This is a genomic window from Devosia sp. Root436 (assembly GCF_001426345.1).
GTDB lineage: Bacteria > Pseudomonadota > Alphaproteobacteria > Rhizobiales > Devosiaceae > Devosia.
In genome coordinates this window covers 130934-144319 of the sequence record NZ_LMEM01000012.1, presented here as the reverse complement: position 1 = coordinate 144319, position 13386 = coordinate 130934, and the positions used below count along the sequence as shown (strand labels likewise).

The 13386-nt window shown below is 64.2% G+C and carries 16 protein-coding genes; 6 read left to right on the top strand and 10 right to left on the bottom strand.

Translation table 11 applies throughout. The features are described 5' to 3' along the window. Positions 1–564: a tetratricopeptide repeat protein gene (locus ASD04_RS13690; RefSeq protein WP_056257947.1), complete on the bottom strand. Its 564-nt coding sequence runs from the start codon at positions 562–564 to the stop codon at positions 1–3. A gap of 66 nt (positions 565–630) precedes the next feature. Next, the gene (locus tag ASD04_RS13685; protein WP_156461251.1) at positions 631–1332 is read right to left on the bottom strand and encodes a DedA family protein; all 702 of its coding nucleotides are present in this window, start codon (positions 1330–1332) and stop codon (positions 631–633) included. A gap of 117 nt (positions 1333–1449) precedes the next feature. Between ASD04_RS13685 and ASD04_RS13680 the strand changes: the two genes are divergently transcribed. The 3 genes from ASD04_RS13680 (at position 1450) to ASD04_RS13670 (ending at position 4063) form a co-directional block, all read left to right on the top strand. Continuing rightward, positions 1450–1836: a RidA family protein gene (locus ASD04_RS13680; protein WP_056258459.1), complete on the top strand. Its 387-nt coding sequence runs from the start codon at positions 1450–1452 to the stop codon at positions 1834–1836. A 479-nt stretch (positions 1837–2315) separates the two neighbouring features. Beyond that, positions 2316–2885: a TetR/AcrR family transcriptional regulator gene (locus ASD04_RS13675; RefSeq protein ID WP_056257940.1), complete on the top strand. Its 570-nt coding sequence runs from the start codon at positions 2316–2318 to the stop codon at positions 2883–2885. A gap of 5 nt (positions 2886–2890) precedes the next feature. Next, positions 2891–4063, top strand: a complete 1173-nt coding sequence (locus tag ASD04_RS13670) for an FAD-dependent monooxygenase (RefSeq protein WP_056257937.1) — start codon at positions 2891–2893, stop codon at positions 4061–4063. A gap of 59 nt (positions 4064–4122) precedes the next feature. On the opposite strand, the gene ASD04_RS13665 is transcribed toward ASD04_RS13670, so the two are convergent. From ASD04_RS13665 to ASD04_RS13655, 3 genes are all read right to left on the bottom strand, one after another. Then, positions 4123–4974 carry a fumarylacetoacetate hydrolase family protein gene (locus ASD04_RS13665; RefSeq protein ID WP_056257935.1) on the bottom strand — a complete coding sequence of 284 codons (852 nt, stop codon included), beginning with the start codon at positions 4972–4974 and terminating at the stop codon, positions 4123–4125. A 96-nt stretch (positions 4975–5070) separates the two neighbouring features. Further along, the gene (locus ASD04_RS13660; RefSeq protein WP_056257932.1) at positions 5071–5505 is read right to left on the bottom strand and encodes an RbsD/FucU domain-containing protein; all 435 of its coding nucleotides are present in this window, start codon (positions 5503–5505) and stop codon (positions 5071–5073) included. A 12-nt stretch (positions 5506–5517) separates the two neighbouring features. Continuing rightward, the gene (locus ASD04_RS13655; RefSeq protein ID WP_082531223.1) at positions 5518–6267 is read right to left on the bottom strand and encodes a GntR family transcriptional regulator; all 750 of its coding nucleotides are present in this window, start codon (positions 6265–6267) and stop codon (positions 5518–5520) included. A 139-nt stretch (positions 6268–6406) separates the two neighbouring features. Here ASD04_RS13655 and ASD04_RS13650 point away from each other — a divergent pair, with 139 nt between their 5' ends. Together ASD04_RS13650 and ASD04_RS13645 are read left to right on the top strand one after the other, a co-directional pair. Further along, positions 6407–7945, top strand: coding sequence for an altronate dehydratase family protein (locus ASD04_RS13650; RefSeq protein WP_056258455.1), 1539 nt, complete (start codon positions 6407–6409; stop codon positions 7943–7945). Then, positions 7942–8271: a TfoX/Sxy family protein gene (locus ASD04_RS13645; RefSeq protein ID WP_056257927.1), complete on the top strand. Its 330-nt coding sequence runs from the start codon at positions 7942–7944 to the stop codon at positions 8269–8271. Before ASD04_RS13650 ends, ASD04_RS13645 begins: the two co-directional genes overlap by 4 nt. 199 nt (positions 8272–8470) lie before the next feature. Here ASD04_RS13645 and ASD04_RS13640 read toward each other — a convergent pair whose 3' ends face one another. Next, positions 8471–9103 (bottom strand): 50S ribosomal protein L11 methyltransferase, encoded by a 633-nt coding sequence (locus ASD04_RS13640; protein WP_244488320.1) that lies wholly within the window; start codon positions 9101–9103, stop codon positions 8471–8473. Next, complete coding sequence (locus tag ASD04_RS13635; protein ID WP_056257922.1) at positions 9100–10014, bottom strand: SMP-30/gluconolactonase/LRE family protein; 915 nt, start codon at positions 10012–10014, stop codon at positions 9100–9102. Before ASD04_RS13635 ends, ASD04_RS13640 begins: the two co-directional genes overlap by 4 nt. A gap of 444 nt (positions 10015–10458) precedes the next feature. On the opposite strand from ASD04_RS13635, the gene ASD04_RS13630 reads away from it, so the two are divergent. Beyond that, positions 10459–11643 carry an alpha-hydroxy acid oxidase gene (locus tag ASD04_RS13630; RefSeq protein WP_056257920.1) on the top strand — a complete coding sequence of 395 codons (1185 nt, stop codon included), beginning with the start codon at positions 10459–10461 and terminating at the stop codon, positions 11641–11643. Positions 11644–11645: 2 nt separating this feature from the next. Here the strand turns inward: ASD04_RS13630 and ASD04_RS13625 are convergent, their stop codons facing one another. Genes ASD04_RS13625 through ASD04_RS13615 form a run of 3 tightly spaced genes read right to left on the bottom strand, consistent with a single transcriptional unit; the run spans position 11646 to position 13366 of the window. Then, entirely contained in the window at positions 11646–12449 is an 804-nt protein-coding gene (locus ASD04_RS13625; protein WP_056257918.1) for an anti-sigma factor, read from the bottom strand. Next, positions 12446–12952, bottom strand: coding sequence for a sigma-70 family RNA polymerase sigma factor (locus tag ASD04_RS13620; RefSeq protein ID WP_056257916.1), 507 nt, complete (start codon positions 12950–12952; stop codon positions 12446–12448). The genes ASD04_RS13625 and ASD04_RS13620 overlap by 4 nt, the downstream gene beginning before the upstream one ends. Before the next feature lie 15 nt (positions 12953–12967). Continuing rightward, a complete protein-coding gene (locus tag ASD04_RS13615; protein WP_056257913.1) occupies positions 12968–13366 on the bottom strand; it encodes a hypothetical protein in 399 nt (132 codons plus the stop codon). Positions 13367–13386: the final 20 nt, after the last annotated feature.

Sequence of the window (13386 nt, the reverse complement as noted above, 5' to 3'; positions counted from 1 at the left end):
CTAGATAGGCAGGGCGTTCAGTTCCGGAAAGAGGGCCTTTTCGGCGAGAAACGGGTGAATGGCCAGCGCCGCGGTGATCGCCTCCAGCGCCAGGTCCCGCTGGTCGAGTTCGAGATAGATGATGGCCTTGCCGGCCAGGGCTCCGAAATGGCGCGGTTCCAGTTCCAGCGTCCTTTCGATATCGGCGAGTGAGCGCTCATAGTCGCCCTGCATGAAATACATCGTCGCCCGCTGGTTCCAGGCTTCGGCATAGGTGGGATGGCCGTCCAGGATATGGTCCAGCAGGGCGATAACGTCGGCGGGGCTACGGCGCTGGCGCATCTCCAGCACGTCGATCATGCTCGTATAGAGGATGAAGTCATCCGGATGCGTCCACTCGTCCCATATCTGGTTGGCTATGCGCTGCGCCGTGGCGGCATCGGGGGCCGTGCGTAGCTCGGCAAACAGCGCATCGAGCGCGGCGTCCTCTCCGGTCTGGGCCGTTGCGGGCAGCACCAGGGCAAACGCGGTGAGCGGCCCGGCAAGGGCGATGACGAACCGGAAACGGGCAATCCAGCGGCGCATGCCGGCTAGAGTGGACCTCTTTGCCTCACCCTGCAAGGCAGCACTTCGTGATCGTCACGGGCGGTTTCAGTGCGTCGGTTCCTGGGCGCCCCAGCGGGCCTTGATGGATCGCCCGAAACCACCCAGCCACGGTGCGAAGAACAGCAGGATGCGGCGGTGGTAGTGCACCAGCATGAATAAGGCCGCCAGGATGATGGTGCCGACGACGATCACCAGTTCCAGCGACAGCCCGATGGACTTGAGCCAGGCAGTCAGCAGCATGCCGGGCAGGATATGGGCCGCAGCCCAGACAAAGGCCGAGGTGACGTTGATGATGGTGAAGTGACCGTATTTCATGCCCATGATCCCGGCGACGCCGGGGATGACGGCCTTCACGCCCGGAATGAACCGGCCGATGAACACCGCCTTGCCGCCATGACGGGCGAAAAACACTTCGCCGCGGGCAATCAGCGGCTTGTGGTTCCTGAACGGCCACATCTCCTTGATCGAGTCCTTGAGGAAATGGCCGATCATATAGGAGATGGCGTCGCCGATAATGGCGCCGATGACAGCGGCAAAATACACTTCCCAGAAGGGCAGGCGGCCTTCGGCGATGATGCCGCCGGCCATCAGCAATACAGGGGTCGATGGCACAAAGAGTCCCAGGATGAACACCGCCTCGCCGATGGCCACGGCGAAGATGAACCAGAAAGTCAGCCAGAAATTGCCCGAGATAGCGTCGAGAAAGCTCTCGAGATAGGCCGAAACGGTGTGGAAGATATCGAACATGAAGCTGATGGTCCCGGTGCGCCAAGGAACGGTGCGCAACGCCCACCGGAGATTGACTTATCGCCGCGACGGGGACGACGCTCAAGCTCTATCACGCCGGAGTGTCATATGAGTGAAATGATCCACCACCTGGTTGCGGCCGGCCCGCAGCCGGTCGCCCCCTTTTCCCATGCCGTCGAGACCGACGGCTTCGTGTTCGTCACCGGCCAGATGCCGACCGATCCGGCAGCGCCCGATGCCCCCCTGCCGGATGGCATCGAGGCGCAGACCATGCGCGTGATCGACAATCTCAGGATCGTGCTCGGCGGTATCGGGCTTGGGCTCGAACACGTCACCATGGCCCGCATCTATCTCACCCACTTCGAGCGCGACTATGCTGCGCTCAATGCGCTGTGGCCGAGCTTTTTCGAGCCAGGCAAACTCCCCGCCCGGACCACGGTCGGCGTCACCGCTTTGGCGGTCGGGGCGCTGGTGGAGATCGACCTGGTGGCCAGGCGGCCCTGACCCGGCGGGACTTTGTGCCAATCGACATTCAGGTCCTGTGGCGCCATTTATTGTCACCCGGTTATTCACCTTTGCCGGGTCATTCCCGCGAAAGCGGGACTGACCCTTGCAATGGCGCAAGTGAAACGGTCATTCCCACTTTGGCGGGGGATGAGCAGAGATAATCGGCAATCGCGCCCAGCCCCAGGGCGGCCTACAACAGGTGCCTGGCTCAAAAACACGGTGTCATTCCGGCCCCGGTTCGCCTCGCGCCCGAGGACAGGCTCCAGCCGGAATCCGTCTTGAGATAGCGCAGTGTCCTCTCAGGATGGATCTCGCCTATGCCGGGATAGCATCGCGTAACCCAATGCTCATGACTAGACACTGCCGGCCTTGGCCCCATACGCCTGCCTCACCCACCCTACCCACAGGCAACAAAATCTCCTCGTCGGGTTGCTGACCGATCGGTTGGTCAGTATAGTGCCATTTTGGAGATGCTGATGCCCAGAGCCGGAAAGCGGGACGAGATCGTTGCGGCGGCGATGCGCCTGCTGGCGCGTGAGGGGGCTGCCGGTTTGACGGCGGCCAGCCTGGCGCGCGAAGCGGGGGTCAGCAAGGCCAACGTGTTCCATCATTTCGAGACGCTCAATGCCGTCGTGCTGGCGGCGTTCGAGACCTTCCTGCTCGGCATGGACGGTATGCGGCCGCAACCGGGCACGCCACTGCGCGACTGGCTGTTGGCGCTGGGCGCCGAGACGGCGGCGCAGATGGATGACGATCCGGGCCTCGCGGGCGCCTATCTCGCCTTTGTCGCCCGTGCCCAGGCCGATCCCGACCTGCGGCGCCGGCTGGCGCACCTTGTGCGCATGGCGGAGGAGAATTTCGTCGCCGCGCTCGAATTGCTGGCGCCTACCCGCTTTTCCCCGGCCGAGCGGGGACGGCTTGCGGCACTGATCCTGATCGCCGGCGACGGGCTTGCCATACATCGGCAACTGTTTCCGGAGCGGCGCGAGAGCCAGTTGGTGGCGTGGGGCACTTTTGTCGACACAATCGCACCAGAAGAAAGCTGAAAGCCATGAAAGCCATCATTTCCGGTGCCGGTATTGCCGGCCTTGCAACCGCCATTGCCCTCGGTCGGGCCGGGTGGGGTGTCACATTGCTCGAAAAGGCGCCCAGCCTGCGGGCTGGCGGCTATATGCTCGATTTCTTCGGTCCCGGCTACGCTGCCGCCGAGGAACTCGGTGTCATCGCCCCCCTCAAGGCGCATGCGCGGGGCGTGGACAAGGTCGATTTCGTCAACGGCGCCGGCCGTATCGGTTCGCAGATGGACTATGAACAGATAGGCGCTGCGGCCGGCGGCAAGCTGTTTCCCATCCTGCGCGGCGATATCGAGCAGGTGCTGCATGATGCCCTGCCGGACGAGGCCACGGTTCGATATGCGAGCGAGATCGCGTCGCTCGACACTGGTGAAAAGGGCGTTGCGGTCACGCTGGCCGATGGCCAGAGTCTCGAAGCCGACCTGTTGGTCGGCGCCGACGGCATTCATTCGGCGGTGCGCCATCTGGTCTTTGGCCCGGAAGAGCGCTTCTTGCGCTATCTGGGTTTTCACACCGCCGCCTACTTCTTCAACAGCCCCGCTGTGGCTGACATGCTGGCGGGCGACTTCAAGATGATGGCAATCAAGGACCGCATGGCCGGCCTCTACGAGGTCGACTCCGGTCGGATCATGGCCTTTTTCGTCATTCGGGACGCGAGCCGTGAACGCCCGCGCGACCCGCTGCCGGGGCTCAAAGCCGCCTTTGGCGACCTCGGCTGGGTGCTGCCCGAAACGCTGGCGGCCGCCCCGGGCCCCGAGGATATCTACTATGATGTGGTGGCGCAGGTGGAGATGGCCCATTGGCAAAGCCAGCGCACCATCCTCGTGGGCGATGCCGCCTACGCAGTGTCGCTGATGGCGGGACAGGGCGCGTCGCTGGCTTTGGCCGGCGGGCGGGCGCTCGGCCAGGTGCTCGATGGTACCGCCGACATCGAGGCGGCGCTAGCGCGGTTCGAGCAGGGTCTGCGGCCGCTGGTGCGGGAAAAGCAGCGTGCCGGGCGGCGCATGGCCAAGTGGTTCGTGCCCGCCACGCCATTCCACGCCGCCATCCGCGACACATCAGTCAACATCATGACCTGGCCACCGCTATCGGGTCTGCTGAACCGGTTCTTCTCGTTCAGCTCTAAGGGTTTTTCGCTGGCCTCGCGCTGAGCGTAACGCGTCAGGTCGTCCCTCTCCCTCAAGGGGAGAGGCGGAAGTGGCGTCGGTGATCAGGCGCCATACGCCTTCACATTCTGCGTCTGCTCGCCCAGGCCTTCGATGCCCAGCCGCATCACGTTGCCGGGCTTGAGCCAGACCGGGTCCGGCTTGATGCCCATGCCGACGCCGGGCGGGGTGCCGGTGGAAATGATGTCGCCCGGCTGCAGGCTCATGAACTGGCTGACATAGCTCACCACATGGGCGACGCCGAAGATCATCGTCCTGGTTGAGCCGTTCTGGTAGCGATGCCCATCGACGTCGAGCCACATCTTGAGGTTCTGCGGGTCGGCCACTTCGTCCTTGGTCACCAGCCAGGGGCCGATGGGGCCGAAAGTGTCGCTGCCCTTGCCCTTGTCCCAGGTGCCGCCGCGCTCGGTCTGGAAATGGCGCTCGGAAACGTCGTTGACCACGCAATAGCCGGCGACATGCTCCATGGCGTCGGCCTCGTCGACATAGCGGGCCTCCTTGCCGATGACGACACCCAGCTCGACTTCCCAATCCGGCTTGATCGCGTTCTTGGGGATGATCACATCGTCATTCGGTCCGATGATGGCGCTGGTGGCCTTCATGAAGATGATCGGCTCGGCCGGGATGGCGGCGCCGGTTTCGGCGGCATGATCGGCATAGTTGAGCCCGATGCAGATGAATTTTCCCACATCGGCCACGCAGGGCCCGATGCGCTGGCCTGCATCGAGCCTGGGCAGCACGCCGATATCGGCGGCGCGGATTTTCACCAGCCCTTCCGGGGTCAGCGCCTGGCCACCGATATCGCCGACAATGCCGGAGAGGTCGCGAATGGTGCCGTCCTCGGCCAGAATGGCGGGCTTTTCTGCGCCCTTGGCGCCAATGCGGAGCAGTTTCATGGGTCAGGTCTTCCTGTTGGCTTTGGACAAAGGCCATAGAGCTAACATGTTAGTCTGTCGAGGGCGAGTTTGGCGGAATGCGTTCGCCCGCCCGTTTTATGCCCCCGGGCGGACGATGCCCTTCTTGAGCAGGATATTGCCATAGAGCCGGCGCTCACCGGTCTGCACGATGGCGTAGCCGGTCTTGACCCGCTCGTAGAAGGCGAAGCGCTCCAGCGAGGCGAGGCCCATGCCGGGCTCGTGCTGCTTCACGATGGCTTCGAAGGCGTCCATCACCGGCTCACGCTTGCTCGCATCGCCCACCACCTGCATGCAGATCGCGGCCTCGTCGACGAAATCGTCCAGTGGCATCAGCGTCAGGATGGCGTCGAGCGCGTCGGTGGCGCTGACCCCGTCGAGCCGCACCAGAGCCGGCCCGGCCGCATCGGCCGGATAGTTGGCATCGACGATGGCGATTTCGTCGCCATGGCCCATGGCGCGCAATATGCCGAGCAGGTCGGGGCCGAGGATCGGCGGAATATTCTTGAGCATACGTTGCGGCTCCTAGCCAAACGAGAAACTGTCGCCGTCCGTCCCCAGCGTGGCGCCATCGGCGAACAGGTCCGGATGTTCGCGGGCGAAAGCGAAGAGTTCCACCATGACAGCATCGATGTGGGCGCGGATGGCGCGGGTCGCCTGCGCCTGGTCCCGCGCCAGGATGCCGTCGAATATGGCCTGGTGCTCGGCAATGGTCAGGGCCAGCCGGCGCGGGGTGATGATGAGCCGGCGGGCGCGATCGAGATTGGCGCGGGCCGAATCGATGATGGTCTTGACCTTGGTCAGCCGCATCGAGCGATAGATGATATCGTGGAATTCCACGTCGATCTGGTGGAATGTCTCGGCGTCGTCGCGCTCGGCGGCTTCGCGCTGGGCGGCGATATTGGCATGCAAAGCCTCGACCAGGCTTGCATCGTGGCTGCCGATCAGCACGCGCAGGGCCTCCGATTCGAGACCCTTGCGGATCAGCATGTATTCGCGGACATCGGCGAGCTTCACCAGCGACACGGTCGAGCCACGCTGCGGCGCGATATCCACCAGCCCCTCGATCTGCAGCCGCGCCAGCGCTTCGCTCACCGGAAAGCGGGAAACGCCCAGCTCGGCGCAGATCAGCGACTTGTCGATGACGCTGCCCGGCGGCAGGGCCAGGGTGACAATGGCATTGCGGATGGCGTTCGTTACCTCGGCTGTCACGTTGCCGCGTGCCAGCCCGGCGGGTCGTGTCAGAAATGAGTAGCGACTTGTATGGTTGTTCATGCTAACATGTTAGTTAGTGAAGAGGTGCTTTACAACGCCCGTCGCTGCCATTGCGGGCGCAATCTGGCGGCAAACGGCTCCGGCGTAAAGCGCAGTTGAGATCCGAGTCGCGAAAGTCCCCCGATCTATGTCCGAAACCATGATCCGCCCCCAGGGCCGCACCCTGCTGCTGAATGCCGCCGACAATATCGGGGTGGCGCTGGCCAATCTCGATATCGGCACCGAAACGCCGCAGGGCGTCGCCATCGTCCGCCGCGTGCCGCGCGGCCACAAATTCGCGGTCAAGCCGATCCGCGCTGGCGAAGCCATCATCAAGTTCGGCCAGATCATCGGTTTCGCCAAGGAAGCCATTCCCGCCGGCGACTGGGTGCATGAGCACAATTGCGGCATGGGCGGCGCCGATGGCTCGCTGAGCCATGATTATGCCTTTGCCGAAGGCGCCATCGCACCCGACATGGTGCCGGTCGCCCAGCGCGCCACATTCGAGGGCTATCGCCGCGCCAATGGCAAGGTGGGCACCCGCAACTATATCGGCATCCTGACTTCGGTGAACTGCTCGGCCACCGTGGCCAAATTCATGGCCGAGGAAATCAACCGCTCGGGCATCCTCGCCGATTATCCCGATATCGACGGCGTCATCCCCTTCGTGCATGGCACCGGCTGCGCCATGGACCTCAGCGGCGAAGGCTACCAGATCTTCCGCCGCACCCAATGGGGCTATACCGCCAATCCCAATCTCGGCGGGGCGCTGCTGGTGGGGCTGGGCTGCGAGGCCTTCCAGATCGACAAGATGAAGGAGCGCTACAACCTCACCGAGACCGACACGTTCCAGACCATGACCATCCAGGAGATCGGCGGCACAAGAAAGATGATCGACTGGGGCGTCGAACGCATCAAGGACATGCTGCCCGTCGCCGCCCGCGCCCGGCGCGAAACGGTCGATGCGTCCGAACTGACACTGGCTCTGCAATGCGGCGGCTCGGACGGCTATTCCGGCATCACCGCCAATCCGGCCCTGGGCGTCGCCGCCGATATCCTCGTACGGCAGGGTGGCACGGCCATCCTCTCGGAAACTCCGGAAATCTACGGCGCCGAACACTTGCTCACCCGCCGCGCCGTGTCGCGCGAAGTGGGTGAAAAGCTCATCAGCCGCATCAAGTGGTGGGAGGATTATACGTCCCGCAACCATGGCGAGATGAACAACAATCCCAGCCCCGGCAACAAGCTGGGCGGTCTCACCACCATCCTCGAAAAGTCCCTGGGCGCCGCGGCGAAAGGCGGCACGACGCCGCTCACCGCGGTCTATGAATATGCCGAGCCGGTGACCGAGAAGGGCTTCGTCTTCATGGACACGCCCGGCTTCGACCCGGTTTCGGCGACGGGGCAGGTCGCCGGCGGCGCCAATATCCTGGCCTTCACCACCGGCCGCGGCTCGGCCTATGGCTGCAAGCCGGTGCCCTCGATCAAGCTCGCCACCAATTCGGACATGTATGCCCGCATGACCGAGGACATGGACATCAATTGCGGCGATATCGTCGAGGGTGTTTCCATCGAGGCCAAGGGCCAGGAAATCTTCGATCTGCTGCTGCGCGTGGCCTCGGGCGAGCGTACCAAATCCGAAAATCTGGGCTATGGCGACAACGAATTCGTGCCGTGGCAGGTCGGGGCGGTGATGTGAGCAGCCAGCAGAAGACGGTCGATTATATTCTCGAGCAGAGCGCTGATGCCGGCACGATGACGGCCAGGAAAATGTTCGGCGAATATGGCCTCTATTGCGATGGCAAGGTCATGGCTTTCGTCTGCGACGACCAGCTCTTCATCAAGCCCACCGAAGCCGGCCGCGCCTATCTCGGCGAGGTGACGGAAGCTCCGGCCTATCCGGGCTCCAAGATGTATTTTCTCATAGACGGCGACCGCTGGGACGATGCCGACTGGCTGGCCGGACTGGTGAAGGCCACGGCGGATGCGCTGCCCGCGCCGAAACCGAAGAAGGCGAAGAATTAGGGACGAGCGGGTGGGTGAAGCCCCCCCTCATCCGTCCTTCGGGCCCCCTTCTCCCACGAGGGGAGAAGGGGGCCCGGTGTTGGTCGCAAGAGTGGAGCACCCCCTCGCCCCTTGTGGGAGAGGGGGATTTTTGCGGCGTTCAGCCGAAAAAATCGGGTGAGGGGTCGCGATGGTGGCACGGCCACCGGCGCCACAATGGCTATAACAGCCGATAAACCCACCCCACCCGCTCGGCCCTGTCCCGCGCATCCCCCACATCGCCTACCGCGTATGACGCTAGTCGCTCCAGCCGTTCCCCCGGCAAATCCCGCCGCTCCGGATCACCCACCAGCACATCCATCCCCGCCGCGACGCAGCGCTCCAGAAACGGCAGCATCAGCCGGCCCACGTCCGGATTGTAGAATACGTCGCCCGCCGCGATCAGTTCGAACCCCACAGGCGCATCGCCGGCAATGTCGATCTCGACCAAAGCCACCGCTACCCCGTTCGCCGCTGCGTTGAGCGCAATCGCCGCCCGCCCGTTCGGATCGATTTCCGCCGCGCTGGCCATGGCGCCCGCCTGCGCGGCGGCAATGCCCACCAGCCCCGATCCGGCCCCCAGGTCGAGCACGCGCCTGCCTGCCACCACCTCAGGATGCGCCGCGAAATGCCGCGCCAGCGCCAGCCCGCCGGCCCATTGATAGGCCCAGTAGGGCGCCGGCGGGTCGTCGTCATCGGGGTCGGCCAGCCGTGACAACCGGCTGCCGGGATGGGCCGTATAGAGCACGATTTCGGGCAGTGACGGCACCGGCTCCAGCCGCAGGTTGGCGCGAATGAAGTCGGCCGGGTTCACGGCGTCTGCAATCCCGTGGCGCTCACATAGGTTGCCATCACATACTGGCTGGCCGTAATGAACAGCCGGTTCCGCCGCGGCCCGCCGAATACGACGTTACTGGTTTTGGCTCCGGTTTTGATGCGGCCCAGCAGGGCCCCCGCCGGGTTGTAGACATTCACGCCCAGCCCGGCGCTGGTCCAGACATTGCCCTCGGTATCGAGCCGGAAGCCATCGGGCAGGCCGGAATCGATGTCGGCGAAAACCCTCGGGTTGGTCAGCCGCGCGCCATCGACATTGAACTGCCGGATATGCGCCGGCCAGTCGGGGTCGTGGCTCTGGCCGGTATCGGAGACGTAGAGCGTGGATTCATCGGGCGAGAAGGCCAGCCCATTGGGCTTGGCGAAATCGTCGGCCACGACGGTCAACGAGCCATCCGCCGGGTCGAAGCGATAGACGAAGCACCCGTCCTGTTCAGGATCGGACTTGTAGCCCTCATAGTCGGAAAGAATGCCGTAGCTGGGGTCGGTGAACCAGATCGTTCCGTCCGACTTCACCACGACGTCATTGGGCGAGTTGAGCCTCTTGCCCTGGTGGCGATCGACCAGGGTCGTCACCGTGCCGTCCCACTCGGTGCGCAATACGGCGCGGGCGCCATGCGAGCAGGAGACCAGCCGCCCCTGCCGGTCGCGGGTATTGCCGTTGACGTAGTTGGACGGCGTGCGGAAGGCGGTGACGCCGAGATCCGGCACCCATTTGAGCATGCGGTTGTTGGGGATGTCGCTCCAGACCAGGAAATTGCCGTCGCCGAACCATACCGGTCCTTCGGCCCAGCGGCAGCCGTCATACAGCACTTCCAGCGCGGCGATGCCGATGGTGAGGTCGTAGAATTTCCTGTCGATGAATTCGAGTGCGTCGCCGCCAATGGCCATGAAAATCTCTCCCGTTGCCGGCATTTGAGGGGAAGCGCGCCAGAGAGGCAAGGGGGTGGAAGTCCGGCACAAAGTTTCAGTCGCCAACACCCAAAAACAAAACTTATCCCCGCCCTCAAAACCTCACGCATACTTTCCCCATTCCCGCCAATCACGCGGCCCCGACGCAGGGCCGGGCGGGGCCTGTTCAGTGAGGGGAAATACGGCAGCCGGACCTGCAATACTGGTACCGCCTGAACCATACCTCATGCAAAAGCGGATCGTGATGGGCGGCCTTTGGTCCGTTCTATGTCGACAATTCCTTGGCCCAATGGCCGCCCATCGCCGTGTGAAACCGCAAGCCATCCGGCCGGGCGGCGCTTTCGCACGCCCGGCGGAGCCTTCGCACGTCGCATTGACGACTAACATGTTAGTTGCTAGGGCAGGGCAACATTGGAGCCCGACATGGCCGCACTCGATAAAATCCTCACCGTGGACGAGATGAAGATCAGGGCGCGCCGCAGCGTGCCCAAGATGTTCTTCGAATATGCCGATAGCGGCAGCTACACCGAAGGCACCTATCGCGACAACGAGAGCGACTTCAACAGGATCAAGCTCCGCCAGAAGATCGCGGTCAATCTGGAAGGCCGCAATCTCAAGACCGAGATGCTGGGCAAGCCGGTCACCATGCCGGTGGCCATCGCCCCGGCGGCGACCGGCGGCATGCAGATTGCCGATGGCGAGATCAAGGCGGCCAGGGCGGCCGAGAAATACGGCATCCCCTTCACGCTCTCGACCATGGCTGTCTGCTCCATCGAGGACATTGCCGAGAACACGACAGCTCCCTTCTGGTTCCAGCTCTATGTCATGCGCGATCGCGGCTTCATCGAGCGGCTGATCGATCGGGCCAAGGCGGCGAAATGCTCGGCTTTGGTGCTGACCATGGATCTGCAGATCCTGGGCCAGCGCCACAAGGACATTCACAACGGCCTTTCCACCCCGCCCAAGTTCAACGCCTACTCCGTCTGGCAGATGATGCAGCACCCCATCTGGTGCGCGCGCATGCTGGGCACCAGGCGCCATACCTTCCGCAACATTGTCGGCCATGTCGGGGGCGACCATGACCTGGCCTCGCTCTCGGCATGGACCTCCAGCCAGTTCGATCCCACGCTCAACTGGGCCGATGTGAAATGGATCAAGGACCGTTTCGGCGGCCCGGTCATCGTCAAGGGTGTGCTCGATCCCGATGATGCGCAGGCGGCCATCGACAACGGGGCCGATGCCATCATCGTCTCCAATCACGGCGGCCGCCAGCTCGACGGCGCGCCCTCGACCATCCGCGTCCTGCCCGAAATCGTCGATCGCGTCGGCCACAAGACCGAGGTCTATCTCGATAGCGGTATCCGCTCGGGGCAGGACGTGCTCAAGGCCATGGCCTACGGCGCCAAGGGCACCTTCATCGGCCGCCCGATGCTCTACGGGCTCGGCGCCGGCGGCGAGGCGGGCGTGACCCGCGTGCTCGACATCATCGCCAAGGAACTCGACACCACCATGGCCCTATGTGGCGAACGCGACATTCTCAATGTCGGCCTGCACAACATCTATTCCAACGACATGCCGCCGCGGAATGCGCCGGTGACGAAGGGCTGATCCTATCCCCGATAGGGCCTGCTTGCGCCCACATCGCCTTCGGTCAGTTGCCGATAGACCGAACCGGCAACGGCCTTCATCTGCTCTTCAGGCAGCGTGCCGACCACGGTGCAGGTGATGCGGGCATTGGCCCAGTAGAAGGCCTCGGCACCATCCTGGCTGGCAAATTCATAGGCCGGCGCGCGGTCGGGCAGGGCTGCGGTGACATAGATGGTCACGCGATCGCTGGCGGCGTTCTCATACATCAGTTGCGCGGCACGGCCCCCCGCATCGGGCTCGCCCGGCAGCAGCCGCCCGCCGACCAGGGTGAAGCCCTGGGCCGCGAGGTCCGGCATGCCCAAGGTGGTGTTGAGCCGGTTGGACAGCCAGGTGCTCAGATGCTCGCTGTCATCGCTGCCGACCTCGACCGCGTGGCGGTTCTCGGCGACATAGACCGCATGGGCATTGACCGCATTGGCGATCAAAACCTGGCTGGCCGGCCGCGCATCGAAGAGCGGGCGGGCGAACCAGCCGGTGCCAAGCCCGAGACCGACCAGCACGACGGCCGCAGCGGCCCAGCCCCAGTTACGGGCGCGGCGGCGTGCCATTTCGGCGGCCAGCCGCGCCGGCTTGAGCCGGGCAGGCACGGCTTCGGCGCCAATGGGCTCGAACAGTGTCCTGATCGCACCACTCTGGCGCTGCAGCAGCGCCACATCGGCAGCCGCATCGGGATTGGCGGCCAGGAAGGCTTCCATCGAGGCGCGTTCATCCTCGGGCAACTGCCCGTCGGCATAGGCCATCAGTTGGTCGCGGGTGATCTCGCTCATTTGACGGTCCTGAGATGCGGTTCGGCTGGGGAGCCGGTGAGCGTGCGCAGGGCAGCGCGGGCACGGCCAAGCCGGCTCATCAGCGTACCCAGCGGAATGCCGATTATCCCCGCCGCCTCGGCATAGGGTATACCTTCCAATGTAACCAGCAGGAGTGCTTCCTTTTGCTCGGGAGGGAGTGTTTCTATCGCTCGCGCCAGTTCGGCCAGCGCGATGTGCCCCGGCTGGGGAGCCGGGGTCGAGGGTTCGGGCACTGCGTCGAGGTCAACGGTCTCGCCGCGCCGGTGCGACGCGCGCAGCCCGTTGCGGTGCAGGTTCAGCAGGATCGTGAACAACCAGGCGCGGACCGGCCCAGTGGGCCGGAACAGGCCGCGCCTGGAAATGGCGCGTTCCAGGCAGTCCTGCACCAGATCGTCGGCCAGGTCGGCATTGCGCGTCAGCGCCCTTGCATAGCGCCTCAGGGCCGGCACGCAGGCTTCGAGCTGGTCGAGGAAATCGTTCAAGGACCGTTCCTGGGACTATTCGATGGCAAGATGCCAGACACCACCGACGCCGTCGCCGGAAATGTCGCCGGGCGCCACGTCTTCGTACCAATAATAGAGCGGCCAGCCCTTATAGGCCCACATGGTCGAGCCATCGTCGCGGGTGACCACGGTGAAGTCGCCCTCGGCGGCGGTGGCAGCATCGGCCATCAGCGGGGGCCATTTCACGGCGCAATCGCCGTTGCAGACGCTCTTGCCGTCGCCATTGGTGTCCTTGTCGAACGTATAGAGCGACATGCCATTGGCGTCGGTCAGCACCATCTTGCCGGCGATATCTGTGGATTTGACAGCGCCGCCCAGGTGGTCGGCGGCGAAAGCGGGCACGGCCAGAAACGCGAGAGCGGCGGCGCCGAGAAGGATCGAACGGAACGTCATGGGATGTTTCCCTCCATGTT